23 protein-coding genes and 1 pseudogene are annotated in these 26322 nt (G+C 58.7%); 14 read left to right on the top strand and 10 right to left on the bottom strand.

Annotation, left to right across the window (positions count from 1 at the left end; translation table 11 throughout):
• Positions 1–5 precede the first annotated feature (5 nt).
• The 5 genes from DI396_RS13245 (at position 6) to DI396_RS13220 (ending at position 6059) form a co-directional block, all read left to right on the top strand.
• A complete protein-coding gene (locus DI396_RS13245; RefSeq protein ID WP_027238570.1) occupies positions 6–671 on the top strand; it encodes a 3-oxoacid CoA-transferase subunit A in 666 nt (221 codons plus the stop codon).
• Complete coding sequence (locus DI396_RS13240; RefSeq protein WP_027238571.1) at positions 668–1303, top strand: 3-oxoacid CoA-transferase subunit B; 636 nt, start codon at positions 668–670, stop codon at positions 1301–1303. Before DI396_RS13245 ends, DI396_RS13240 begins: the two co-directional genes overlap by 4 nt.
• A 459-nt stretch (positions 1304–1762) precedes the next feature.
• On the top strand, positions 1763–3499 hold the full coding sequence (locus DI396_RS13230) for an acyl-CoA dehydrogenase family protein (RefSeq protein ID WP_110796686.1): 1737 nt from the start codon (positions 1763–1765) through the stop codon (positions 3497–3499).
• A gap of 8 nt (positions 3500–3507) precedes the next feature.
• The gene (locus tag DI396_RS13225; RefSeq protein WP_110796685.1) at positions 3508–4830 is read left to right on the top strand and encodes an MmgE/PrpD family protein; all 1323 of its coding nucleotides are present in this window, start codon (positions 3508–3510) and stop codon (positions 4828–4830) included.
• A gap of 227 nt (positions 4831–5057) precedes the next feature.
• Positions 5058–6059 carry an IS30 family transposase gene (locus DI396_RS13220; protein ID WP_110796684.1) on the top strand — a complete coding sequence of 334 codons (1002 nt, stop codon included), beginning with the start codon at positions 5058–5060 and terminating at the stop codon, positions 6057–6059.
• 162 nt (positions 6060–6221) lie between these two features.
• Here the strand turns inward: DI396_RS13220 and DI396_RS13215 are convergent.
• Together DI396_RS13215 and DI396_RS13210 are read right to left on the bottom strand one after the other, a co-directional pair.
• Positions 6222–6932: pseudogene (locus tag DI396_RS13215) on the bottom strand (IS6 family transposase).
• 163 nt (positions 6933–7095) lie between these two features.
• A complete protein-coding gene (locus DI396_RS13210) occupies positions 7096–8133 on the bottom strand; it encodes a hypothetical protein (RefSeq protein WP_110796683.1) in 1038 nt (345 codons plus the stop codon).
• A 450-nt stretch (positions 8134–8583) separates the two neighbouring features.
• Here DI396_RS13210 and DI396_RS13205 point away from each other — a divergent pair, with 450 nt between their 5' ends.
• Positions 8584–9132: a DUF2478 domain-containing protein gene (locus DI396_RS13205; RefSeq protein WP_235851872.1), complete on the top strand. Its 549-nt coding sequence runs from the start codon at positions 8584–8586 to the stop codon at positions 9130–9132.
• A gap of 111 nt (positions 9133–9243) precedes the next feature.
• Here DI396_RS13205 and DI396_RS13200 read toward each other — a convergent pair whose 3' ends face one another.
• The 3 genes from DI396_RS13200 to DI396_RS13190 form a co-directional block, all read right to left on the bottom strand.
• Complete coding sequence (locus tag DI396_RS13200; protein WP_110796682.1) at positions 9244–10041, bottom strand: HpcH/HpaI aldolase/citrate lyase family protein; 798 nt, start codon at positions 10039–10041, stop codon at positions 9244–9246.
• The gene (locus DI396_RS13195) at positions 10035–10883 is read right to left on the bottom strand and encodes an HTD2 family dehydratase (protein ID WP_110796681.1); all 849 of its coding nucleotides are present in this window, start codon (positions 10881–10883) and stop codon (positions 10035–10037) included. The genes DI396_RS13200 and DI396_RS13195 overlap by 7 nt, the downstream gene beginning before the upstream one ends.
• A 169-nt stretch (positions 10884–11052) precedes the next feature.
• Entirely contained in the window at positions 11053–11268 is a 216-nt protein-coding gene (locus DI396_RS13190; protein ID WP_110796680.1) for a hypothetical protein, read from the bottom strand.
• Between the two features lie 167 nt (positions 11269–11435).
• On the opposite strand from DI396_RS13190, the gene DI396_RS13185 reads away from it, so the two are divergent.
• Positions 11436–12377 carry a LysR family transcriptional regulator gene (locus tag DI396_RS13185; RefSeq protein ID WP_110796679.1) on the top strand — a complete coding sequence of 314 codons (942 nt, stop codon included), beginning with the start codon at positions 11436–11438 and terminating at the stop codon, positions 12375–12377.
• A gap of 287 nt (positions 12378–12664) precedes the next feature.
• Entirely contained in the window at positions 12665–13930 is a 1266-nt protein-coding gene (locus DI396_RS13180; RefSeq protein WP_110796678.1) for a SulP family inorganic anion transporter, read from the top strand.
• A gap of 58 nt (positions 13931–13988) precedes the next feature.
• On the opposite strand, the gene DI396_RS13175 is transcribed toward DI396_RS13180, so the two are convergent.
• From DI396_RS13175 to DI396_RS13160, 4 genes are all read right to left on the bottom strand, one after another.
• The gene (locus DI396_RS13175) at positions 13989–14285 is read right to left on the bottom strand and encodes a CcdB family protein (RefSeq protein ID WP_110796677.1); all 297 of its coding nucleotides are present in this window, start codon (positions 14283–14285) and stop codon (positions 13989–13991) included.
• 44 nt (positions 14286–14329) lie between these two features.
• Complete coding sequence (locus DI396_RS13170) at positions 14330–14563, bottom strand: type II toxin-antitoxin system CcdA family antitoxin (protein WP_110796676.1); 234 nt, start codon at positions 14561–14563, stop codon at positions 14330–14332.
• 335 nt (positions 14564–14898) lie between these two features.
• Complete coding sequence (locus DI396_RS13165) at positions 14899–15288, bottom strand: hypothetical protein (RefSeq protein ID WP_162617226.1); 390 nt, start codon at positions 15286–15288, stop codon at positions 14899–14901.
• Positions 15278–15481, bottom strand: a complete 204-nt coding sequence (locus DI396_RS13160; protein WP_110796674.1) for a hypothetical protein — start codon at positions 15479–15481, stop codon at positions 15278–15280. Before DI396_RS13160 ends, DI396_RS13165 begins: the two co-directional genes overlap by 11 nt.
• A gap of 100 nt (positions 15482–15581) precedes the next feature.
• Between DI396_RS13160 and DI396_RS13155 the strand changes: the two genes are divergently transcribed.
• From DI396_RS13155 to DI396_RS13145, 3 genes are read left to right on the top strand one after another with little or no spacing between them, the layout of a single operon-like run.
• Positions 15582–17261: a hypothetical protein gene (locus DI396_RS13155; protein ID WP_110796673.1), complete on the top strand. Its 1680-nt coding sequence runs from the start codon at positions 15582–15584 to the stop codon at positions 17259–17261.
• Positions 17262–17305: 44 nt separating this feature from the next.
• Positions 17306–18415 (top strand): phosphatase PAP2 family protein, encoded by a 1110-nt coding sequence (locus DI396_RS13150; protein ID WP_110796672.1) that lies wholly within the window; start codon positions 17306–17308, stop codon positions 18413–18415.
• A 3-nt stretch (positions 18416–18418) separates the two neighbouring features.
• Positions 18419–20575, top strand: a complete 2157-nt coding sequence (locus tag DI396_RS13145; protein ID WP_110796671.1) for a S8/S53 family peptidase — start codon at positions 18419–18421, stop codon at positions 20573–20575.
• Between the two features lie 90 nt (positions 20576–20665).
• On the opposite strand, the gene DI396_RS13140 is transcribed toward DI396_RS13145, so the two are convergent.
• On the bottom strand, positions 20666–21391 hold the full coding sequence (locus DI396_RS13140; protein WP_235851871.1) for a DnaA N-terminal domain-containing protein: 726 nt from the start codon (positions 21389–21391) through the stop codon (positions 20666–20668).
• A gap of 474 nt (positions 21392–21865) precedes the next feature.
• Here DI396_RS13140 and DI396_RS13135 point away from each other — a divergent pair, with 474 nt between their 5' ends.
• The 3 genes from DI396_RS13135 (at position 21866) to DI396_RS13125 (ending at position 26317) form a co-directional block, all read left to right on the top strand.
• Positions 21866–23209, top strand: a complete 1344-nt coding sequence (locus DI396_RS13135; RefSeq protein WP_110796670.1) for an AAA family ATPase — start codon at positions 21866–21868, stop codon at positions 23207–23209.
• Positions 23206–24294, top strand: a complete 1089-nt coding sequence (locus tag DI396_RS13130) for a ParB/RepB/Spo0J family partition protein (RefSeq protein WP_110796669.1) — start codon at positions 23206–23208, stop codon at positions 24292–24294. The genes DI396_RS13135 and DI396_RS13130 overlap by 4 nt, the downstream gene beginning before the upstream one ends.
• Before the next feature lie 931 nt (positions 24295–25225).
• Positions 25226–26317, top strand: a complete 1092-nt coding sequence (locus DI396_RS13125) for an efflux RND transporter periplasmic adaptor subunit (protein ID WP_110796668.1) — start codon at positions 25226–25228, stop codon at positions 26315–26317.
• The last annotated feature ends 5 nt before the right edge of the window (positions 26318–26322 follow it).

Genomic DNA, 26322 nt, shown 5'->3' with positions numbered 1-26322 from the left:
TGCGAATGGACAAAAGCGCCCCCAATTTGCGCGATGCGGTCGCCCCAATCCCCGACGGCGCATCCGTGATGATCGGCGGATTTGGCTCCTCCGGTATTCCCTTCGGTTTGATCGATGCTCTGCTGGAACAGGGGGCCACAGGATTGACCGTGATCTCGAACAACGCCGGTTCCGGCGAAACCGGGATTGCAAAACTTCTGAAGGCGGGGCGGTTGGCCAAAGTCATCTGCTCTTACCCGCGCACACCGGGATCAATCTGGTTCGAAAAACGGTACAAAGCCGGCGAAATCGGCCTTGAAGTGGTGCCTCAAGGCACGCTTGCCGAACGTATCCGCGCTGCGGGGGCAGGGTTGGGCGGTTTTCTCACACCGACAGGCTATGGAACGCTCCTCGCCGAGGGCAAGGAAACACGCATGATCGATGGTCGCGGTTACGTGCTTGAGGCGCCGCTGCATGCCGATTTCGCACTTTTGCGCGCGGAGAATGGCGACAAATATGGAAATTTGAACTTTCATGCGACAGCGCGCAATTTCAATCCCGTGATGGCAATGGCCGCCCGCCATGCCATTGCCGAAGTCCGGCACCTGTCCGAAACCCCGCTGGAGCCCGAGCAGGTCGTAACACCGGGCATTTTTGTACAAAGCGTCGTGGAATACGGGGTCCGGCCATGAATTCACTGACAGATACGCAGCTCGCGGCGCGGGTCGCGCAAGACATTCCAGACGGCTCCTATGTCAATCTTGGCATCGGAAAGCCCGCGCATGTCGCCAGCCACGTCCCCGAAGGCCGCGAAGTGATCTACCATTCCGAAAACGGGATTTTAGGCGTCGGCCCGGTACCGCCCGCAGGTACAGAAGACCCCGAGCTGATCGACGCAAGCAAACGATATGTGACCGCCGCGCCCGGAGCTGCCTTTTTCGAACATTCCGACAGCTTTGCAATGATGCGCGGCGGGCATATAGATATTGCGGTTTTGGGGGCCTATCAGGTGGCAGAAAATGGCGATCTGGCCAATTGGGCAACGCTTGACGATTCATTTCCACCGGCCGTAGGCGGGGCAATGGACCTTGTCGCGGGGGTGCCAAAGATTCTGGTGATGATGCGGCATGTGAACCGCGACGGCAGCCCCAAAATTTTGAAAAAATGCACCTATCCATTGACCGGTCTGGGCGTGGTCAGCACGGTTTATACCGATCTTGCGGTGCTCGATGTGACGCCGGAGGGTTTCAAACTGGTGGAATTGGCACCGGGCAACAGTTTTGAAGAGGTTCAATCCCTGACTGACGCCGAGATCCTGACGTAAAGGAAAAGGGGCGAGCATGCGAAAGCCCAAAGACCACCTGTCCGAAAAGCCTGAAAGCGCGCTCTGGAGCGCCGGGGATCGCGTGAGGGCAAGCGCCAGACCGCAGCGCGGCGCCGGTCGGACCCGCCGCCGACATCGGGACATCGCCTCAGACGCAGGCCATGCCCGCATGGGGGAATGCCGGCCGCATTGCGACATGATCGGCCCCGCGCGCGGAGGGCCAGAAGAGAGGATTGTCATGGCGATTTTTGATGAAATCCTGTATGTATCCCGCGCGGGCCGAGGCTCCTGCAGCCCCCTGCGGCCAAGCAAGGAAAGATCTCGGAAGCGCAGGGCCCTCCGGCACGCCGCGCAGCGAAAGCTCACCCAGGCCGGATATCGCCGCGCCGCTTGGGCGGGCGTAGCGCGCCGCCAAAACCGCACTGTTGCGCTGAGACGACAGCAGAAAGGCAGGAGCACATGAACGATCTGGCCCATACAAACGTCCCCGACAGTCGGGGCCTGAACGCATTTCGGACAGATCCGGCGTTTGCGGCGCTGTTGACCGTGTACCTGCCCAAGGCCCTGCATCCGGTTTTGGAACCACAGCTTGACCGGATGGGCCAATTGGTGGGCGACAGATTGGAACAACTTGCCCTGACATCGGATAAAAATCCGCCCCGGCTCTTGCTGCGCGACCGCACCGGAGAACCCTGCCAGCAGATAGAAAAACACCCCGCCTATGAGGAGCTTGAACGCGTTGCCTTTGGCGAATTCGGGCTGGCCGCCATGTCCCATCGGGGCGGCGTCTTTGATCAGGCGGACAAACTGCACCCCTTGGCGAAATATGCACTGGTTTATCTTTTTGTGCAGGCAGAGTTTGGGCTGTGCTGTCCGCTGAGCATGACCGACTCGTTGACGCGCACCCTATGTAAATTCGGCTCGAACGCGTTGATCGACCGCTATCTTGACCGGCTGACCAGCCAAGACATGAACGAGCTGTTCCAAGGGGCAATGTTCATGACCGAACAAGCCGCAGGGTCCGATGTTGGCGCGGTTGACACCATGGCCCGCCACGAGAACGGCACATGGAAACTCTATGGGGACAAATGGTTTTGCTCAAATCCGGATGCGGCGCTGGCGATGGTGCTGGCGCGGCCTGAAGGCGGCGGAGCGGGCACCCGCGGGCTGTCGCTTTTCCTGCTGCCCCGCCACCTTTCAGATGGCAGCCTGAACGCCTATCGGATCATACGGCTAAAGGATAAAATGGGCACCCGATCAATGGCATCGGGGGAAATAACCCTTGAAGGGGCCGAAGCCTATCTGGTTGGCGCGGCCGGGCAGGGGTTCAAGCAAATGACCGACATGATCAACATGTCACGGCTTGCCAATGGTGTCCGCAGCGCCGGGCTGATGCGGCGCGCCACCTCGGAGGCGTTGTTCATCTCTCGCCACCGCACCGCGTTTGGCAAACGGTTGATCGACATGCCACTGATGCGCCGCCAGTTGGCGAAAATGCTTCTGCCGACGGAACAAGGGCGCAGCATGGTGTTCCACACCGCACGGGTTTTGGACGCGGCGGACCGGGGCGATGCCACGATGGCAAAGGTGCTGCGGATCCTGACACCCCTTGTCAAATTCCGGACCTGTCGGGATGCGCGCAAGGTTGCCGGAGATGCCATGGAGGTGCGCGGCGGGTGCGGCTACATCGAGGAATGGTCGGATGCCCGCGTGCTGCGCGATGCACATCTTGGATCAATCTGGGAAGGCACAAGCAATATCGTCGCACTCGATGTCGGACGCGCGGTGCGCCGTGAAGGCGCGTTGGAGGCTCTCACCGACTATCTGATTGCCTGCCTTTCAGAGGTCGAGGACGCGCTGACCTCTCCGATTGCGCAGGCGATTGAAGATGTCAGCATTTTGATACAGGCCGCCGCAGGAGAGCATCAATCCGCGCAGGAAGCAGAAACACGCCGCGCGGCCAGCGCGCTTTATAACGTGACATCGGCTGTCTTTCTTGCGTGGGAAAGCGCCCGACTGACCGCAACAGATCCGGTTGCGGCCACGGATCGCGCGCTGCTGGCGCGTATGGTTTTGTCAGAACGCTTGACGACACGCGATCCGCTTGCCCCCGCCGAACCCGAACCGGCCTGGCTGCCCGACCTGTTGCTGCGCGCAGGTCGCGATGCAGTCGCCGCACCACACTCCACAAAATGAGACATAACATGACCCTTGCCCATACCCTTGGCACATTCGCAACAGGCCCGATCACCCCCGACACGCGCATGACCCGCTTCGTGCATTGCTCCTTATATGACTGGGCCACGGTCGGCCTTGCAGGACGTGATGAACCCGTGGCCCGAGCGGCACGCGCGATGGCGCTTGAAACCGCAGGGACCAAAAACAGTGCCACTGTATTTGGCGCCGGTCGTGCGTCACCCGCCGCCGCCGCACTTGCCAATGGCGCGGCCAGTCATGCGCTTGATTATGATGATACGCATTTCGGGTATCTCGGACATCCAAGCGTTGCGGTGGTCCCCGCCGCGCTTGCGCTGGCCGAGGCCAAAGCCGCCACAGGCGCGGACTTCATCGAAGCATTGACCGTTGGTCTGGAAACGGCCTGCCGGGTTGGTGCATGGATGGGCCGGCCGCATTACGAAGCAGGATTTCACCAGACCGGCACATCCGGCGCATTTGGTGCAACCGCAGCAGCGGGGCGGATACTTGGGTTGAACGCGGACCAGATGGCACAGGCCTTCAGCCTGACGGCTACACGTGCCGCTGGGTTGAAAAGTCAATTCGGCACAATGGGCAAACCGCTGCATGCAGGGTTTGCCGCCGAAGTCGGGGTGACCACCGCGCTGCTGGCGCAGATGGGTGCCACTTCGGCCCCCGATGCTCTTGAGGGTCCGCAAGGGTTTGGTCCCACCCATTCCGGCGCGGCCGAAATTTCTGCCCTGCACAACATCGGTCAGGAGTGGCTGTTTTCGGGAGTGTCCTATAAATTTCACGCCTGCTGTCATGGCCTTCATTCGATGTTGGAAGCCTTGCGCTCCATCGACCTCACGGACATCCCTGCAAGCGCGATCGACACCGTGTCGATCAACACACATCCGCGTTGGCTCAACGTGTGCAACCAACCCGCCCCCGAAACCGGCCTGCAGGCGAAATTTAGTTATCGTCTGACCGCCGCAATGGTGCTCGGCGGGCTCGATACCGCTGCGCTGGACGTCTATAGCGCCGAAACCTGCACACGCGGCGACATTTGCGCCCTCCGCGATCGGGTCACGGTAATCCCCGATGACACATTGTCGGACAGCGAAGCACAGGTCTGCGTCACTGCCGGTGAAACGGTGCGCAGCGCACGCCATGATATTCTTACCACCAACGACCCCGACGCGATCAAACTTCGACTGCAAGACAAGTCGGAAACCTTGCTCGGTCGGGATCTCAGCGCTGCCCTGTGGGAAGACATCTGTTATATAGATAAACCTGACGGGCCTGCCGTGCTTGCGGCGCGCATTGGCACGACGCCGCCAAACGGCTGACAGCTGACGGCTCTGCGTGGCGCAAAGAACCGTGAGGCACGGTTTGCTTCACATATTTGGTCGTGGCATGCTGGCCTTTCGGATATGGCCGATACCGCGACCACCATAGAGCAGGCGCCCCCGTTATTTACATAAGATGTATTATTGGCCTTATGTGGTTGATAAGGTGGATTCACAAATGAAGTGCGAATTCTGTATTAAAACAGAACCTTGCATGGAGTTAATCAATGGGACGCTGCTACCCTCACCTGAACCTCGAAGAACGTCGCAAGCTGGCCAAATGGCTTGATGCGAAGATACCAATCAAAGAGATCGCCGACAACCTGGCGAGAGCGCCCTCAACAATCTACCGCGAGATTAGGCGGAACTTCTATCATGACGAAGAACTGCCAGAGCTGAACGGCTACCACGCGGTGAATGCGCAGGATCAATATGAGAAGCGTCGTGCGGTGCATCGCAAGTTGATCCGACACCCTGAATTGATGGCTGCCGTGCTCGATGGGTTTGATGCTGGCTGGTCGCCCGAACAAATCGCGGGCCGCATGAAGTTAGAGCGTCATCCAACGCGCGTTAGTCACGAAACGATCTATCGGTATGCTTATTCTAAAGATGGCCGTGCTGAGAAGTTTTATCGCCATCTGCCTGAGCACCGCAGACGTCGCAGGCCACGTGGGACGCGCAAGCATCATGGACGAAGGTTTCTTGATGAATTGGCCATAGCGCACCGCCCTGACATGGTCGCTGATCGCAACCAATTTGGGCACTGGGAGTGCGATCTGGTGATGTTCCGCAAGGAATTTGGCAAAGCCAACGTCACCTCGCTGGTCGAACGTGTTAGTCGATATGCGGTTGTTTTGAAGAACCCAGATAGGCAATCCAAGCCCGTGATGGAAAGCCTCATCGAAAGTCTGTCACCCCTGCCCGCAAACGCGCGCCGGTCGATCACATTTGATCGTGGTACCGAGTTCACAGCATGGCAATATCTGAAGGCTGGTTTGGGCGTTGATTCTTGGTTCTGTGATCCGCAATCTCCTTGGCAAAAAGGAACCGTCGAAAATACCAACAACCGCCTGCGTCGCTACCTACCCCGCAAGGCCGATCCCACGGCGTTCACAAATCGATATTTAGGGTCGATTTGCGACCGCCTCAACGCAACGCCGCGAAAGTGTTTAGGCTATCAGACACCTTCAGAAGTATTCCGCGCAAAACTGATGGAAGGAGAGCCGTGATCCAGATAAACTGAACAAAGAGAAATTGCGCTTCGCCGTGAGTTCACATAATGCCGCGTAGCTCCCCCTTCAACCATCATCATTTTTCAGGTGATATCATTCTCCGTGCGGGACTGTTGCATTAACCGGCCAAGCCCGTGTTTATATCGTAACACGTTGATTTCACGCAGCCAAACCAAACAATTGGCTTACGAAGGCAACTTCCCCTCTTACGCCTGACTGACGATTTTGAATGTGTCCATTCTTGATCGTTCTAATGGCTTCCATTCCCTGCAATGTCGCCTTCGCACATCATAATGATCGGAAGCTTTGTCGGTACCCCAGCAACCTCTTGAGAGCAGCATGATCGCTTTCAACACGGTTGTTTCGATACTTTTTGTCGATATGTGTGATGTAATTAAAGTGAGGGTCATATCGGTGATTTATTTCTCGTATGACCTTGCGATAGGTGGGCGCTTTGTCTGTGCAGATTGAGATCGGCCTGTGGAGCCGGACACGTTCGATCGCCTTGTTCAGAAAGGCTTTGGCTGCTTTTGCATCCCGCCGCGCTGTTAGTCTAAAGTCCACCAGTTGACCGTCCGCATCAATGGCTCGCCATAGGTGTCGCCACTTCCCGCCAACGCGGATGTAGGTTTCATCGGCGTGCCAATTTAGGCTTGCCCGTCGCAGATGGCCTTCTGTGCGCTTCGCCAGTTCCGGTCCGAATTTTTGAATCCAACGAAAGACAGTTGAACGATCAACATCGACGCCACGTTCGCCCAAAAGATCCGCGACATCTTGGTAAGACAGCGGGTATCGCAGATACATCCGCACCGCGCACAAAATGATCAAAGACGGAAAACGGTGTCGTTTGAATGGTTGCTTTCTATGCATTTTTGCCCCCTGCCCTGCAACAAAGTAATGCTTCACAAATTAATGCAACAGTCCCGGACGTGGCTTTGGTCGTCGCGGTGCGGCACCAGAAAGAGGTTGGCTATCAGCCATCATAGACTAACCTTGTGTAGGGATCACAAAATCACCATCAAAGCCGAAGGGGTCAACTGAAGCCCGTGATGATGTCTGGTAGAATGAAAGATTGAGCGGTGCTTTCAGCCTCATACAGAATCTCGTTGATTTGGTTAAGTTCTTCTGCTGAGAAGTGGCTGTCCTCCAATCCAATAGACGCGAGAGCAAACGACGCGTCCAACGGGCCACGTTGTGAGCGTGCCTCAATAAGCGAGTCAATTTTTGTCAATCGGCTCAGCCAAGGCGTGGACCTAGAGATGAGAGACCTCGACCCATCTTCGTGGACTTCTAGTGTGTCATTGAATGGGCTATTTCCGGCGACCTCACATAGCCTGATTTCTATGCTTCGGCGGAACGAGTTCCACGCCATATCGTTGACCTGTTCGCCGTAAAGGTCACGTACGCGCCGAACTGCCGAATAAGCAATGAGTTCGCAGAGGCTCCTTGGATCGGTTGCTTTTTGGAAGCTCCCAGTTGGAATTTTTTCAAGAAAGGCAGGTTCAAGCTTTGCCACAATCTCGTCGAGAGCATCATGATAATTATCATATTCGTCAAACTTCGGCGCGTCAGCTGCTCTAAGGCGTTCGAGGGAAACTGTGATCTTCTCCGATATGGTTGATACAAGATCAATAACTTGCATTTGGCACCCTATTTCGAGATTTCCGCCAACGTTGCGAATAAAGGTCAGGGAAACTGACAATGAGCTATTTTCTTCTTGTAAGGCGGTAAAATATTCTTGAATCTTCTCACTGTACTCATTCTGAAATGCTTCCCTCGCCTTTTCCAAATCCCGAAAGACTACGAGCTGGGATTTGTTCAGGAACATATCTACAAGGCTTTTGGTGCAGCTTTGATCAAGGAGCCGGTTGGCCTGCGTGATTACGAGGGCACAGAAGAGAATAGATATTTCGGCTCTGAGCCCAGCAAGTCTTCGTGCTCTGCGAAATAGTGGTTTCTTGAGCTTAAGTAATTTTGCCACCTCAGTAGCAGATTTCACGTTGCTTCTTGCAAAGTGCAACATGGTGAGCTCCAAGGCCACATCTTGAAGTTCTGAATCCAAATCGGTCATTTTATGTTATTTCCCCATCACGCCCGCTAGAACGTGTTCTATGGCTATGGCCACCAGCGACGATGTTTCTTTTCCGGTGCGCCTAAAAGCGCGGTAGCTTGCTGCTTCCAAGCGTCTCTGTCCAAGCGCATTTCTGATAGCGCCTCTCGTTCCGGGACTGTTGCATTAACCGGCCAAGCCCGTGTTTATATCGTAACACGTTGATTTCACGCAGCCAAACCAAACAATCGGCTTACGAAGGCAACTTGCCCTCTTACGCCTGACTGACTATTTTGAATGTGTCCGTTCTTGATCGTTCTAATGGCAAAAGCAACCCTGATCGGGATTGAGACCGCCCGGACAATCAAACGTGGACATGTCCATCACAATCGATCAGGTATCTTGGACGAGTTGGAGTTTATCAGCAAGCCATTCAAAACCGCTTACCCCCTGAACTCGAAGGCCCAAACCATGCCGAGAGAAATTAATGCAACAGTCCCCTTTTCCATGCTGGGTTACATCCACACCGCCACGCGCGGGCGCCCCAATGCCATCCTATCGGAGGTGGCCGCGCGCCTCACAGCGCAAGGAGTCCGCGTAACCGGACTGGTCCAATTCCGCGCGCCTCAAACCGGCGCGCACCCCTGCGATATGGAGCTGATGTGCCTACCCGGCGGGCAGGTTTTTTCTATCGCGCAGGATCTGGGCCGCGGCGCCTCGGGATGCCGGATGGACATCGGATCGCTCGAAACCGCCGTCGCACAGGTCGAGCGCGAAATCGCTCAGGGCGCAGAGGTGCTCATCGTGAATAAATTCGGCGCACAAGAATCCAAGGGCCACGGGTTTAGCGCCGCAATCGCGCAGGCTCTCGACCGGGGCGTGCCGGTCATCACCGTGGTCAATCCGCTCAATATCGAAGCCTTCTTGCGGTTCGCAGATGGCATGGCCACAGAACTGACACCGGAAGCCGATGCAATTATGGCGTGGGTGGCGCAAAAGCCGGCGGCCACCCCGACCTAACCCCCCTGCCCCGCCGTCGCCAACAAAGCCGTGACACGGATGCGCTCTTTTGAACCGGTCCTGAACCGGCCGCGATACCCACCGGCAAACGGCGGCCGCTGCGGTATTGCTTTACGCTCCGCTGCGCGCCATCAGAGCGCGGGCTTTGATCCGCACCGGTTCATCCACCATGGCCCCATCGACAGACACCGCGCCATCGCCCGCCTCCAGAACGCGGCGCGCCCAATCAAGCTCCTCCGGCGCGGGAGCGAAATTGCGCATCACCTCGGCGATCTGCTTGGGGTGGATACATAGTTTTCCGGTCATCCCCAATGCGCGGGCGTGTTGGGTATCGCTGGCGGTGATCGACAGATCATCCAACGCGGTGGTCACCCCGTCAATCGGGGCGGCGATCCCGGCCAGGCGCGACGCCAATACCACTTCGCAGCGGGCAGGCAAAAGCACCTCGCGCAGATGCGCACAGCCCAGATCCGCACAATAGTCCACCGACCCAAAGGCCAGTCGTACCACATTTTCAGTAACGGCAATGGCGCGGGCATCGGCAATCCCGCGCGCGGTTTCAACCAATGCGATGATCGGCGTATGTCCTGTAAAATCGGCGGCAACCCGATCCAACGCGGCCCCGCTTTCGGCTTTGGGCAGCATAATCGCCGCGACCGGCAGGGTGCGTAGTGCGGCCAGGTCATCCTCGTGCCACGGGGTGCCCGCCGGATTGATCCGGACGATCACCGGCAGATCGGTAAAATCGGTGCGCAGGGCGGCGCGGGCGGCGTCTTTTGCTTCGGGTGCGACGGCATCTTCCAGATCGAGAATCACCGCGTCCGCGCCGCTGCGGGCGGCTTTCTCAAACCGTTCGGGGCGGTTCGCCGGCACAAACAGCGGCGCCCATAGGGTGTCAACATTCACCATTTGGCAGTCGCCTCCATGGCAACGGGCCCGCCGTCTTGCGCCGTCCAAAGCCGCATCACCTCGCCATCCTCACTGGCGTTGAGCGAAAAATCACTGGTATCAAAGATTGTCGATAGGCTGCGGAAGCTGAATTCAGCCGGACGCGCGCCACGCAGTTCTTCGGCATAAAGCGCCAAAAGCGTGGCCTGCAACGGGCCGTGCACGATCAAGCCGGGATAGCCTTCGACATCGCGCGCATAGGGTGCATCATAATGGATGCGGTGGCCGTTAAAGGTCAAAGCGGAATAGCGAAACAACAGCGGCGGGGTGGGTGTGATGGGGCGGCGATGCGCACCGGCCGGGGCGGCGGGCGCACCGGCGGCCTTGGGCGCGGCGGGTTTCGCCGGGTCATCGACATCACGGTAGACAATGTCTTGACGTTCGCTCAGCACATGGCGCGTCCCGCTTGAAATTTCGTGCTGGACCGTGACGAAACACAGCGTGCCGCTGCGCCCCTGTTTGACCGTCACATCGGAAATCGTGGAATGACGGGAAACCACATCACCCACATGGATATCGTCATGAAGGGTAAGCGCGCCGCCCGCCCACATGCGCCGCGGCAAAGGCACAGGAGGCAGAAAGCCGCCGCGTTTGGGATGCCCGTCGGGGCCGATTTCCGTCGAAGGCACCGCCGGCGGCGCCACGCACAAATGAATAAACAGCGGGGCAATCGCACCATTGCCTGTCTCCAGGTCCAGATCAAGCGTAGCGCCGTACCGCTGCACCATGTCGGAAGTCACCGTTTCGCTGGCTGTTTCGGTATTGCCTATCCAGCTGCGAAGGTGGTCGATATCGAGGCTCATGTGCGTGTCTCCATTTTGGACAATCCGGGTACCGGACAGTAGATGCGGGATGCGTCGCCGATCATGCCCACGGGGATGGGAAATTCAACCGGCGCGTTGACAGGGGGTATGGGAAACGACCCGATACCCCGGTGATACGGTCGCCCCTGCAGGGGCCATAGCGGCGGCATTATAACGACCCCGGCAGGCCGCGCGCGTGTTCGACGCCGCCGTTTTCGGGGATCCATGCCGCCCCGCCATGCGCCGTGATCAGGGCGTCGACACCGGCTTTCGGTTCGGCGCGCGCGTCATCGATCTTGGGGTGATATGCGTCTGGACATGAGGCGCAAAGCAATTGCGCCCCATCGCGGATGTCCTGAAACTGTTCCTCGGCATAATCTGTCATCTGATGTCCTTAACGGTCGGGGCGATCCGGCGGGGCGATGGAATGCGCAAAGATAACCCGAGGGTGGGGGTATAAATCAAATATCCATTCATACTATAAGAAATAACATTTTGTTATAGCTGCCGCGCGCATCCCCAATTGGCGCGGCCCCACTCAGGAGTCCAAAAATGGACCTGCGGCAATTGCGCTATTTCCTGACCATCGTCGAACAGGGATCGTTTTCGCGCGCGGCGGCGGTGTTGAACGTGGCCCAACCGGCCTTGTCCATCCATCTGCGTAAAATGGAAGATGCCTTGGGCACGCCGCTTTTGATCCGCCGCCCACAGGGCGTGGTGCCGACAGAGGCCGGGGATTTACTGGCGCTTCGGGCGCGCAGGATCCTGTCGGAAATGGCCCGCACCGAGGACGAAATCCGCTCGCTCCATTCCGATCCGGCAGGCGAGGTGCGTCTCGGGTTCCCCGCCACGGTCAGCAGCATCCTCTCGGTGCCGCTGATTTCCGCCGCCCGCGACAGATATCCGAGAATCCGCATCAACATCGCCGAGGCCATGAGCGGATTTGTCAGCGAATGGTTGATGGATGGGCGCATCGATATGGCAATCCTTTACAATGATATCGGGCAAAAGGGGCTGCGTTCGGATTTGCTCTTGAAGGAGGAATTGGTGATGCTGACACCGCCGGGCGATCATATGCCCGATCCGGTATCCCTCGCGGATCTCCAGCGGACAGCCCTGATTTTGCCCAGCTCCGCGCATGGCTTGCGCCGGATGATCGATCAGGCCGCCCGCCACGCCGGCAGCAAGCTGACATGTGAAGTCGAAATCGACTCGTTCAGCAATATCAAAGCGCTGGTCGCGGGTGCGCACGGCTGTTCGATCCTGCCCTATCACGCCGTCGCGGCAGAGGCGAAAGCAGGGCTGGTTGGTATCCGCCATTTTGCAGAACCGCGTTTGTGGCGCTCGGCCTATTTGGTGCATATGACCGACCGGCCCATGTCGCGCGCGGGCGAGGTCATCGCCGATCTGTTGCGCGAAACTGTCGCCACATTGCTCGCAGATGGCGCATGGGCGATTGACGGGCTGATCGCACCGGGCGCGCCGGACGTTTAGCGGCAGATGCGGGGACGCCGCCCTCGGGGTCCATCGACCTCCCCCCTAACCCCCCGCGCCCTCATAGGAATCCGGACCCGCGCCCTGCCCCGCCGCCCCTACTCTCAGCATCCCTATATGCCCCCTGCTCTTGGCGCGGTTGGTCGATGTTGCGGCGGGCGGGCGAACGGATCCGGCTTAAACAGGCCGCAAAAATACGCCCGCCATGAGGTCGAACCGCAGGGTGAATAACGGCGTTGCATATTTGACAGGTTGAATTTCCTACGCCACCGGACGTAGCTATTCCTATGAAACCGAAAATTATTACCACACTCAAAACCTACGACCGTCGACAATTTTCCGATGATCTGCTGGCCGGCATGACCGTCGCAATGGTCGCCCTACCCCTCAGCCTTGCCATCGCCATCGCCTCTGGCGCGGGGCCGGAAAAGGGTCTGGTCACCGCCATCGTCGCCGGATTTCTTATTTCGCTTCTGGGCGGCAGCCGCGTGCAAATCGGCGGTCCAACGGGAGCGTTTATCGTCGTCGTCTACGGGATTATCGCCGAGCATGGCTATGACGGGCTTGTTCTGGCGACGCTCATGGCCGGGATGATCATGATGATTGCCGGATATCTTCGGGCCGGAAATCTTGTCGCCTTTGTCCCCGAAGCCGTGATCAACGGATTTACCATCGGCATCGGCGTGGTCATCGCCACGAGTCAGATCAAAGACCTTCTCGGGCTGTCCGGCGCGCAAGTCCCTGCGGAGTTCATCGCCAAGATCGAAACCCTATGGCAGGCGCGCGAGACCCTGAACGGCTTTGCTCTTGGTATCGGGCTTGTTACCATGGTGTTGATCGTCCTCCTGCGCAGACTCGCCCCGAGATTTCCGGGATTGATCGTTGCGGTCGGGCTGACCTCGGGCGTTGTCGCATTCGCCCCGCTTCCAGTGGACACGATCTTTTCACAATTCGGCAGTTTGCCACATGCTTTGCCGGTTCCCGCCCTGCCTGACATCAGCGCGGCGCGCATCATCGAGCTGCTTCCATCGGCCTTGGTCATCGCTTTTCTGGCCAGCGTTGAATCGTTGTTATCGGCGATGGTCGCGGACAAAATGATCGGCGGGCATCACCGGCCCAATGCCGAAGTTCTCGCCCAGGGATTTGCCAATATCGGCTCTGCCTTGTTCGGCGGTCTTCCGGCGACGGGTGCGATTGCGCGCACCGCCACCAACGTGCGGGCGGGCGGCAAAACCCCCGTGGCCGGCATTGTTCATGCCTTGACCATCCTGCTTGTGATGATGTTGGCGGCCCCATTGGCGGGGTATCTGGCCATGCCTGCGCTTGCCGGTTTGTTGATCCTGACCGCGTGGAATATGAGCGAGCCACATAAATGGCGCAGCTATCTACATGCGCGCCCTTCGGATCGGGTGCTTCTGGTGCTGACGTTGGTTTTGACGGTTTTTGCCGATTTGACCGTCGCCATTGGCGTGGGTGTCAGCATTGGTCTCGCGCTCAGGCTGCGCCGCAACAATGCCGACATGGAAAAAGACTGGACCCCGCCGGAGCGATAAGGCCCGCGATCGACACCGGCGCGCTGATCCCTGCGGGGGCCATCAACGCCCCAGCACCTCAAATGCCTTGAAACGCCATATCAAGGGCGCGGGTGATTTCATCGTGATGGGCATCCAGACTGCCCAAAGCCGCGCCCATCTCGGCCAAAGGCACCGCCGCGAGAAATTGCGTCACCATGACCATTTCGGTTTCGCCCAAAAGAAACACCGGATTGAGACCGCGCGCCGGTTTCGGCGCGCTGGCGCGCGGCAAAAGCGGCACAACGATACGGGTGTTCAATGGCTCCAGAAGGTCGGCCTGCACATCCAGAACCAAAGCCCCGTCGCGCAGGGCATAAACATCATGGCGTGGCATTCAAACCTCGTGGCGGGTTGCGGCGCGGGACAGGCATAGCATCCTTAAAACCGCCGGAAACCGGCAAGAGGCAAACCGCTTTGCGCGGCAAAACTGTTGGAACTTTCCAAAGCCTCGGCATTGTCTTTGCGCCAGTCTTCACGGCTGCGCGCGCGCAATGCCGCGCGAATGCCTTCTTCGGCTGCGCGTGACAAATTGACCTGGCTTTCACGGGCGCGGCTGACGAGGGCGGCGTCGAGGCTCAGATTGGTGGGCTTGCGCCCTTCGATGCGCGACATGGCGTGGCTCCGGTGACATAGGGTGATCCAGCCTACCACAGCTGCGCCCGCCGATCCAGCCCATGCGCATAAATCTGCGCATGACATCGCACATATGCCGCGTGAAAACGCCGGACGGATGATGCAAGGCGGCGCTCCCGCCACGCATATAAAGGCGGCGTTGATACGGGATAGACCAACGCCGCCGTCACAGGTTAAATCTCTAGGGAGATAGAGATCGAACCGTACCGCGAGACACGGGGAAAATGTATCGCGGGTCGTATCGGGCGCCCTGCCCTGCACGCAATAACCAAACCTCTAGAAGGAACAGACAGGCGCGCCGGATATTCGGGGTGTCAAACGGCAACTTTCTCCATCCCGAAATCAATCGCAACAAGGCGCAATTCCTGACGCACCTTGGCCTCGCCATAGGTCGCGGGGATCAATTGCAATTCGACATCCAGCGGTCCCAAACCGCCGAAATCTTCCAGATTGACCAATGTATCCAGTTCGCCATGGGCGACCAATTCGTCCACGACCAGCACATCCTTGCAGTAAAGCTGGATCAGCATCCGGCCTTTCACTTCGACCTGAAGGTAAAGCTGTTCCGCCGCCTGTCCGAGGTCCAGTCTCGTGCGCAATGTGCCGCCTTCGGTTTCCAACATGATACGGCGGCCATAGGCGCGGCGTGTCCATCCGGTTAACTCCAGTGGCATCCAACGTGAGGTTTGCAGTCTACTCAACATCTGTGTTCTCCTTTGCCAGATCCGCAGGGCCGACGCGGTCAATCACTTTAATCATCCAACCCAAAATCTCTCGTTGACCGCCCTCGAGCTTGCAGGTTTCAGCCAAAGACACAGCCTCCTGACGCAACTCCGGCCAACGATGATAAAAATCGACGAGATCTTCGATAGGATGATCGTCAGGTGATGGATGCATCGTGAAACCCTTCGCTTGATGATTACCCCTTAACCCTACGACAAGGCCTCCGGTGGCGTGCGTGAATAAACTGTGAAGTGCTTTGTGCCGTGTAAATCCAATGTTAACGTTTCCCCAACGGCAATCGGAGACATCGGTTTTGACAGCGCGGCTTGAAATATCCCTGTTTGGCACCTGTGCCATTCGCGTGATCGGGGAAGAGGTGCGTGAAATTCGCGGCGCCAAACATCGCGCCCTGTTTGCAATGCTGGCCACCGCGCCTTTGGGCCGGCGCACCCGCACCTATTTGCAAAACACGCTGTGGGGCTATGCCGGCTATGACAGCGGGCACCAGAACCTGCGCCGTGCTCTGTCGGATCTGCGCAAACTCATGGGCGATGATTTCAGCGCCTTCGTTCACACCACAAACAGCGATATCGAGTTGGATCTCGAACACGTCACCTATGTCGGCGATCCGAACGGCGGCGCGTTTTTAGAAGATCTAAACATCGCGGAGCAGGAATTTCGCGATTGGGTCGACGGGATTCGCGCCGCGCCGGATCAGGTTGCCGCGCTATATCGCATCACGCCACGCGCGCAATTGAGCCGCCCGCGCCCGCGCATCACGGCTCTGCCGCTTTCGGTTCTGGGCGCGGATCCCGAATTGCGCGTGTTGGGCGATTGGGCCGCCGAAGAAATGTGTCGGTCCCTGTCACGCTCCAATCTGCTGACGGTGATTTCCCACCTGTCCAGCCGCGCCATGGCGGTGAATTTGATCGACATCCAATCGGTGCGCGAAACCTTGGATGTCGATTACCTCATCACCGGCACCCTGCGCCGGTTCAAAGGCGATCTGGTGGCGGATTTCGATTTCGTCGACGCCCGCAGCGGCAACATCCTATGGAACCGCCACCTTGCCTGCCCGGTCGGCGCGTTTACCGAAGAATTGCAAGGCCACCTCGTCAATGTGATCCAGACCATCGGACGGACGATTGCCGACGCAGCCATCCAATATGTACGGGACCGCCCGCTGCCGATGATTGAGGACCATCATTTGGTGATCGCCGGCGTGTCGATGATGCATCGCCCGCAAATGCGCGATTTCCTGTCCTCGCGTGAATATCTGGTCGAAGCCGCCAAACGCATGCCCAATACTGCCGAACCTCACGCCTGGCTCGGCAAATGGTATGTGCTGTCGGTCTTCAAGGGCTTCACCACCGACCCCGACGGCGACACGCAAAAGGCCTTGGATTGCACCGCCCGGGCGCTTGATATCGACCCTGAGAGCAGTTTTAGTCTCACAATCGACGGGTTTGCCAACAATAACCTGCTCAGGAATATGGATGTCGCCGAGGCGCGGTATAACGCCGCCCTTGAGGTCAATCCGAACGAGAGCCTGTCTTGGCTATTGCGCGGTGCGCTCATGGCATTTCAGGACGACGGCGCCGCAGCGATCCGGGCGACGCAAACCGCGCGCGGCCTGTCGCCGATTGATCCCTTCGGCTATTACTACGACAGCCTTGCCAGCACGGCCTATGTTTCTGCCGAGCAATTCGAAAAGGCCCTGTCCTTTGCCGACCGCTCGCTCGCCGTCAATGACCGGCATCTATCGACCATGCGTTCAAAAGTCACCGCGCTTTATAACCTTGGCCGTCATGAAGAGGCCCGCGAAGCGGCGCTTTTGATCCGCCGCCGACACCCCGATTTTAATCTGGAGCATTATCGCGCAAGCCACCCTTCGTCCGACCATCGCGTCGGAAAAATGGTGATCGAGGCGCTGCAATCCTCCGGCATCACATGATTTTTCACCTTTAGGACAGATTCATTTTTGAAAGGACAATTCGAATGGCACAATATGGTGGTTTAGGCGGACTTGGCGGCTTGGGCGGCCTCGGTGGTTTGGGCGGTTTGGGTGGTCTCGGAGGTTTGGGGGGGCTGGGCGTTCAAACCGGGCTCGGGGCTTTTCTGGGCGCCGGTGATACCGGCGGCTATAGCGGCGCGGTGACCGCCGGCCTGATGACAACCGCCGACGGCTTGCGTCATTTGGCCGGCACGGCCGTGGCCCCCGATCCCGCGCCTTTGAAGTTTGACAGTCCCGACAATTTGGAGCGGTGGGCGCAATGGGTGCGCGGCTCGCTTTACCTCTCTGAAGTCTTCCCGGCGCTTTCGTTTTCCACCCAAGAGGCGACCAAATCCGTCACTCTGGCCTTTGACGGGGCGCCCATGGTCACATTGACCCGCCCCACCGATGCGATTTTGGGCCAACAGATCGAACTAGTCTCTAACTATGCCGATTTGCGCTCTGACCGCGCCACCGAGATCACCTCGCAGCTCGGTTTTCCCACCGAATACTTTGCGATGATCCTCGGGATGCATGTGGGGCAGCATCCGAAAACCTTTGAATTGATCATGGCGACGCAAATCATCGCCGCCCATGCTGCGATGATCGTCAAACATGCGCTCGCCGTGCGCCGCCCCGATCAAATCGGCGGACGTATTTTGCCGATGATCCCGACCCCCGGCCACGGCAGCTTCCCCTCTGCTCATGCCACCGAAGCCTATACGGTTTTGACGGTGATGGAGGCTTTGGTCAGCACATGGGGCAGCCTTGGCGATATCGCACCCCGTCTGGCGATGTTACGCGGTTTGGCCGAACGCATCGCGGTCAATCGTACGGTTGCAGGCGTGCATTTCCCGATCGACAGCTGGGCCGGCGCGGCGCTTGGCACCGCCCTGGGCCGCGCCATTCTTGGTCGCTGCGGACAGGCGCCTTCCGCCCTGCCCTCCCTAAGCTATGCCGCGCAAAACAGTGATTTCAACGACCATGACTTCGCGCAGAACGCCGCCGCGCATGGTCTGACTGAGGGCGCAGATTACACCGCCACCGCAACGCCGAATTTCTCATGGCTCTGGGATGAAGCGGCGGGTGAACATCAAGCCCCGACAGGGATTTAAGCCATGTATGCCACGCGCGACCCGAATGAGCGGATCTCGAATTATTCGGGGCCCTATGAACGCTATGTCTTCTCCGAAGAGCTCGGCCAACCCTTTGCTTTTCCGGCCATCGCCGAGCAAACATCGGGCTATTATACGGCGCTGCTTGAGGGCACCGATCATCTGCCTGAGCATCCACGGTTTGAAACGCGCCTGCCGCCGCTGTGGAATCCCATGGGCCGCACCCGCACGATCGTGCCTTTTGCCTTCTATGACAAAGGCGCCAACGATCCCAACCGCCGCGCCCGTGTGGATCGGGAAGTCGCCAGCCTGCTCGACAGCGTCAGTGCCGAAAGCGCCGCCCGCAGCGCCATTCGCCCGCGATTTCGAGTCAATTTCCCCATCGCGCCCGAAGCATGGACGCGGCAATATCACCCCCATTGTGATATGGACCACTGGGTGGTGCCGCATACACGTCCCAAAGCCATTATAGCGGTGATCGACGACGGGTTGCCCTTTGGCCACCGTGCCTTTTTGGACAGCACCGGCCATACTCGTGTATCGCATATCTGGTTGCAATCCGCCCGCGCGCACGCCGCAAATGGGCATAGCGCCGTGCCTTTTGGCCGCGAATTCATGAACGGTGATATCAATGCCCTGCGCGCCGCAGCGGGGGATGACGAGGCTGCATTTTATCGAAATTCCGGTGCAATAGACCCTGTTTTGGACGAACTTGGCCCCTATATGCGCCGCGCCATGACCCATGGCGCGCATGTCATGGGGATGGCGGCGGGCAATGGGCCTCTTTATGGCGATGCGGTGCTCGGCGATGACATTCAAATCATTGCCGTGCAACTGCCGAACACGATCGCATGGGACACCTCCGGGTTTGGCAAAGAAATGTATATGCTCAGCGCCATCCACTATGTGTTTGACCGTGCCCGCGCGATTGCCGCCAAATATGCCGCCGATCCCGCCCATCCCGACGAACTGCCGCTGGTGCTGAACTTCAGCTACGGTTGGAGCGCGGGTCGCCATGACGGGCAATCAGAAATGGAATTGGCGATTGAACAATTGCTCTCCGAACGCCAGCAACTTCAACCCGAAACCGCGATCACCATGCCGACAGGAAATAATTTCGACAGCCAGATGCACGCGGCCCTGCGCGAAGAAGATCTGAGCGGCGGCGCACATGCGGTGGGTTGGCAAATTCAACCCGAGGATCGCACCTCAAATTATCTCGAAATCTGGCTACCCGAAGGCGTCGATGGCGCGGACTATTCTGTCACTGTTACACCGCCAAACGGCTTTTCCCTATCCTCAGGGGGGGCCATCACCCTCACACCGGAACTGGGCCATCGCGGCGATCCGCGGCGGTTTACTGAATTGGAGATGAACGGACAAAATATCGGGCAACTCTCGGCAGATTTGCACCGTGGCAACCGCTGGCGGGTCTTGATTGCCTTGATCCCCAGTGCATATGTCCGCAATCAGACGCGCCGCGCGCCCGCTGGCCGGTGGCAGATCGAGATATCGCGAAGGCCGGGCGCCCCTGCCTTGCCCGAGGGTGCAGACATTCGGCTTTGGGTGCAACGCGACGATGATCCGAGCGCCCTGCAAACCGGCGGACGGCAAAGCCGCTTTGTCGATCTAACGCCGCGCGGGCCCGGGCATGCCCGCCCCCCTGCCCCGCCATATCGTCTCTATTCCACCGCAATCAAACCGATTTCCGGCTTTGGCAGCCTCAGCGGTGTCGGCTCTGCGCCGCGGGTGACCCGTGTGGCGGGATATGTCCAATCCTCCGGCCAACCCGCGTCTTACAGCGCGGCAGGCGGGCTGCGCCATGACATCGGTGGTGTCCAACCATGGGGGGCCCAGACCACGATTTCGGCGGTCGCCGATCATTCGCGGGTTTTGCGCGGCACGCCCTCCATTGGATGTTATTCCGGCGGGCAATCCCGTTTGGTTGGCACCTCTGGCGCCACGCCGCAAGTGGCGCGGTTGATGGTGATCAACGCCGCCGCAGGGCGAAGTTTGACCGAGGGATGCCTTCCCTGTCCGCCCCTGCTGCCGCAAGAGGAGCAAAACGATATCAACAATGCCCAACACACGGCGCGCTTGGGGTCGATGATCGCCCCCGCGATCGGGTTTGGAGCCCCACGCGCGCGATCCTCATCATGAGGCTCCCTTGTCGTACAGCAGCAGTCACAATCACCTTTACAACCGGTTTTGTGACACTAATCCGCCTTGAATCGCCGAATAGAAACCAATTTACGATTGCACCGCTATGATGTGAATGTCGCGGATGGCGCGGTTTTCGGCGACCAGCGCGGCCAGCACGCGGGTGTGATGATGGGTTTTGATATAATCCGCGACAAACCGTGACGGCGCGGCAAGGCTCAACACATCGCCTTCGATTTCAAGCGGCTCGAGTTGACCCAGCCATGCGCTGTAGATGGCCGGATCTTGCTGTTGTAAACGGCGCGCGGCGGCGCCCCATCCGGTTTCATCTTCGGTTGGCATTGGCGCCGGCTCCGCATGCAAAGGCACCACATTTGAGGGCGGTTGGTTTTCCGGCTCCGGTGCCCCCGCCATGCGGGCGGCGAAATCAGGGCCAACCGCATCCCAATAGGGCATTGTGGCGCGCAGAACCGCCGGTAAAACAATACGGTGTTGGGCCACCCTGCCCTTCGCCGAAGGCTGCGCCACTGCAACCCATCCAAGCGCGCGCATTGCTGCCATCTCGCGTTTCGCGGTGCGTTCGCTGACGCCCCACATGCGCGCCATTTCCCGTTGCCCCACGGCAAACGTCCCGATCCGCCAATTGAACCGGGCGGTGATCAACAACGATAACCGCAATGACAGCCGCGCTTCGATGGCCGGTCCACTGGAGGCCATGGCCAATAATGCGGTGAGAATATCGTATTTGATGGCCTGTGATCCGGGGCCGGCGGCTTTCATGTCCGGACTGCCCTGCCCGATCTGTCGTCCCTGCATGCCGATCCCTCGATTGGTCTTGCCTTATGCCTCGTGAAAGCGCGGGTCGCCATTCTTTGATGAGGCTATTCAAACGCTTTTTCTGATCTTGGGATGATTAGCGTTGGAAGTGGGCCTGTTGTCAAGGATTCGCGTGAATTGCCGTGCCTCCCAAATTCTATTTGAAAAGGAAAATAGGTATTGATTGGTATTAGGGGACGTCTTGAGTGTCCCCTCAACCGCCCTTGATGTCCCCTCAAGATATAGTTGGGCGCATCCTATGTCCCCCCAAATCAGCCGAAGCAGAGACATTTTGCAGGCCGTGTCTTGCAAGAACCGAATCATGTGGGATTCGGATGGGTTTGCCTTGCTGGCCTTGGCGGGGGCCCTGTGAGGCACGGAGATTTTCCACGCTCTATATATAATAAGGTTCTCGACAAATCTTGCAAGTTCAGCGTAAATCAGGGGAACGCAACATTCTACGTCCGAGGGAATATGTTTACGCATACAGATTTGAGAGAGCTCCAATCCAGGTCGCTCAAGATGCAGGGGTGGATTCGGCAGCAGACCTTCTCGCCGCAAAATGAGAAGCAGTTGCGGCGGTTCTCGTCGTGGGAGGTCTCGGAATTGATCCTCGGGCTGAACCAGTCGACGTTTCGAGGCAAGATGGCCGCCGATCCCACCTTACCCGCGGGTAAGGTCGAGCCGGAGGGGCGACAGCGGTGGTTCACGTTGGACGAGGTCAATACCCTGCGCCGTAAGCTCAAACCGCGTGGCAAATCGTTGATGCCGACGCGGCCCAAGGGGCGGGCCTTTCGGACAGCGATTGCCAACTTCAAAGGCGGTGCGGGCAAATCCACCGTGGCGCTGCACTTCGCCCATGCAGCGGCGTTGGACGGGTATCGCGTGTTGTGTGTTGATTTCGATCCACAGGCGACCTTGTCCCATTCGATGGGGTTGAACACGGTCAGCGAGGAGCACACCGTATGGGGAATTATGGCGCGCGATCTGATCCGCGAGACCGAGGCGCAGAACAATGCGCCGCGCGGCGCGGCCTCGGGCACCGCCCTGCCCCGCCGTGCAATCCCGTCGAGCATCTCTGACCTTGGTCTTCAGGATCTGCGCATCGGGGACTTCATTCAGCCCACCAATTGGCCGACGATCGACATCATTCCGTCCTGTGCCAACGCGGCCTTTGTCGAATTTGCCTCGGCACAGTATCGACATCTGAACCCCGAGTGGTCGTTCTTTGCGGCGGTCAATCGTTTCCTGGATCAGTTGCCGGATGATCAATGGGATCTGGTGTTTTTTGATTGCCCGCCGGCGATTGGCTACCAATCGATGAATGCGGTCTTCGCGGCGGATATGCTTTATGTGCCCTCTGGCCCCGGCTATTGGGAATACGATAGCACCACGTCGTTCATCGGACAGTTGAGCGAGGCGCTCGAGGATCTTGCTCATGGATTCGATGGCAGCTTATCCGCGGATAAGGTCACCCTGCCGAAGGTGTTTCAGGACGTGCGGTTTTTGCTTACTCGGTATGAGCCGGGCAATGAATTGCACCGCGCGATGTTTGAGGCGTTCGGTAAGGTGTTCGGTGACAAATTGGCCAAGCATCCGGTCGAAATGACCCGTGCCGTGGAGCAATCCGGCCGGTTCCTGAGCTCGATCTATGAGATGGATTATCGCGACATGACTCGTGAAACATGGCGTCGGGCGCGCGCAAGTTTTGATCAGGCCTATAGCGAGTTTAAAGAGGCGATGTTGCCCCATTGGGCGGCGATGTCGGCCCCGACCTTATCCGCAGATAAGGTGGCAGGTGAAGGAGAACAGACATGAGCCGCAAAAAGCGTGGATTCGATATCGAAATGCCCGAAGATGTGGTCGCGCCGCCGGCCGCGGAAACGGCAGCGCGGCGCGGGCCTATGGCCTCAGCGATCAATGAGAATGCCGAGGCGTTGAAGCATCGTAAAAGCGCCGCCGAAGCGATCCGCGACGAGAATGACGCACTGGCCCATGAATATGTTGCGCTGCGCGAGGCGGGCCATGTGGTGCAGGCCGTGGCGCTGGATGATGTGCATATGTTCATGTTGGTGCGCGACCGTCTTCCCGGCGAGGATGACGAGCTTGACGGGCTGGTGACATCCATCAAGGAATTGGGGTTGTCGAACCCGATCCGCGTGATGGCGCGCCCCGATGGCAGCGGGTTCGAACTGGTCCAAGGCTTCCGCCGGCTGAGCGCCTATAAGCGGCTGTTGAAGGACACGGGCAATGCCGTTTGGGCGACGATCCCGGCGCTGGTCATGGCGGGCGAGGGCGACGTTGCCGGCCTTTACCGCCGGATGGTTGATGAGAACGTGATCCGCAAGGATCTGTCCTTTGCCGAGATGGCCTATGCGGCGCAAAACTATGCTGCCGATCCCGCGACAGAGGCGAAGAACCTTTCCGATGCGGTGGCGGCCCTGTTCCAATCCGCCCCCTATTCCAAGCGCAGCTACATCCGGTCTTTTGCTGTCTTGCTTGACCGTCTTGGCGAGGTGCTGGATTACCCGACCGAAATCCCCCGCGCGCTCGGCGTGGCTTTGGCCCGCGAGATCAAGGAGCGCCCCGAAGTGGTGGGACGGATCACGGATGAGTTGAAGACTTGGAAGAACCGCAGCATCGCCGATGAGCTGGGCGTATTGCGCCGGTTTGCTGGCCTGGATGATTTTGAGGAGGCGGCGCCGAAGCCCGCCGCCAAACCCGCACGCGGGGGGGCAGGGTCCAAGACCAAGACCACCTTTCATATCCGCAGCTCAGCAGGGCAGGTGAAATGCACCGCCGGGGTCGGCCGGCTTGAGATCAAAGTTGACCGTGATTTTTCGACCATTGATCGGGCCAAATTGGAACGGGCGATTGCCTCTTTGGTTGATGGGTTGGGCTGACCTTATCCGCGGATAAGGTCGTGCAGTGTCGGGCGTCCTTGCCGTACCAATACCGGTGGGGCAGGGCAGGGGCCTTGCCCCACCCGATACGGTGCGAAGTCGGTCAAGTGATGTATAAGGCATTGAAAAATATAATTTTTTTCATGCGGAGCAGGTGAGACGCATGTGCTCGCCTGAATGGGCCGCCCTGAAGAGGTTGCGAAGAGGCGGGCCGCGCGGGGCCTATGCGGGTGTCGCTGCCCATCCTTCTGCCCTGCCGGAAAATGGATTGACCGCCTGCGTGACCGCGCGCGGTAGATCGTCGCACCGGCAGTGTCCTTGTGCGAAAAAGCCAAAGATTTCGGCGTTGTATTACGCGGCGGACAAATCTGCGCGGATCTACGGTTCTTTAACTTGACACTGTTAGGCATAAGCTTAACTGATCTGTCAGAATTAAAAGCCGATCAAATGGTCAGAGGTAAAAAGGTGAAAAAAGACCGGCACGCAACGTGTGAAATTCCGCCCGCAGTGGGCGATTAGAATGAGCAAAGGCGGCGTGCGCTGTAACGTATCATCCAAGCAGGCAGTGTTATCGGCCCATCCTCACAACATGATTGAGGGCCCTCCCGTGCGCAAATACGCGGTGGTCCCGACGAAACCGGACGCACCCTTGCGGCGGCCCTTGCATTTGCTTGCTGCTTCTAACCGATCCTAAGGAAAACCTATTGATGGCCATACCTGCAGTTGCTGCAAAATGCTCCGATCGTTTCGATCCGCGCGGCAGTATGACTGGAAGCAATCCGCAAAAGGCCGGGTTTGCCTCTGACGATCTACGAACTGCGCCCGTCGCGGCCGCAGGGCACGACCTGCGGCGTCAACCGCAATTGGACAGGCCACCACATGGCAACCACGGCACGATCAACACGATAACACCGGCTCGAGAGAATGATCTATGATTTACGGTAAGACCTTTACGCGCATCACCCGGTCTTTGGGGTTGATGGCGGTGTTTGTGGGATGCGTCACAACGGCGACAATCGCACAAGAGCAATTGGCCAGCACCAAGACCGGCACCGAAGCCGTGACCGTGCCGCTGACAGAGGCGGTGCAGGCGAAGAACAGCGTGCAGCGCGTCTTTGTGGGCCGGTTGGAACCGTTGAGAGTGGTTGATCTGGCCTTTCAGGTGCCGGGGCAGATACTGGAATTGCCGGTTTCGGCGGGGGAGAGGCTGAAGAAAGGCGATTTGATCGCCCGCTTGGATGTCGCGGACTTCGATTTGGCGCTCGCGCGGGCGCAGGCCGCGTTTGACCTGACCGCGAGTGAATTCAAACGCTCCGAGGAGCTGGCCAATCGCGGTGCTGGCTCCGAGGCGCGGCTCGATTCTGCGAAGGCGCAGCAAGCACAGGCCGAGGTGGCGTTGCGCGAAGCGGAACGCCGGTTGGCACAGACACGGATCGAGGCCCCGTTTGATGCGCTTGTCGGGCGCATTTTTACCGAAGCCTATGCCAATACGACACCGGCGGCGCCGATCGTCCGGTTGCAGGATGTCAGCGAAATGCGTGTCTATATCTCGCTGCCAGAGGAGGTCGCCGCCTTGGCGCGGACGCGCGCGGATGATTTCAACATCACCGCGACATTCCCCGCCGCACCGGGATATCAGGTCGAGCTGATCCTGCGCGAGTTTGTGACCGAAGCAGACCCCGTTGCCCAGACATATATGGTCGAATTCGCAATTGCCGGTCAGCCCGATCCGCGTTTGTTGCCCGGTATGACCGCAAATGTCACGGCCGGGCTTCAGGTGGCGGATGACACCGGAAGCGTTCTTGTTCCTGTGTCTGCGATCGACACGACCAGTGCGCCAGAGCCCAGAGTCTGGATTTTCGATGATTCGACCGAAACCGTAGAACCGCGCACTGTGCGTTTGGGACTGCCTCGCGAAAGCTCCATCCTGGTGCTCGAGGGGCTGACCGCAGGGGAGCGCGTCGTTTCGGGTGGCTGGTGGAAATTGATTGACGGCATGATGGTCCGTCCCGACGCACTTTAGGAAAA

It is taken from the genome of Litorivita pollutaquae (assembly GCF_003205515.1).
Classification (GTDB): domain Bacteria; phylum Pseudomonadota; class Alphaproteobacteria; order Rhodobacterales; family Rhodobacteraceae; genus Litorivita; species Litorivita pollutaquae.
The sequence above is the reverse complement of the archived record's forward strand: the minus strand, read 5'-3'. Positions and strand labels throughout refer to the sequence as shown.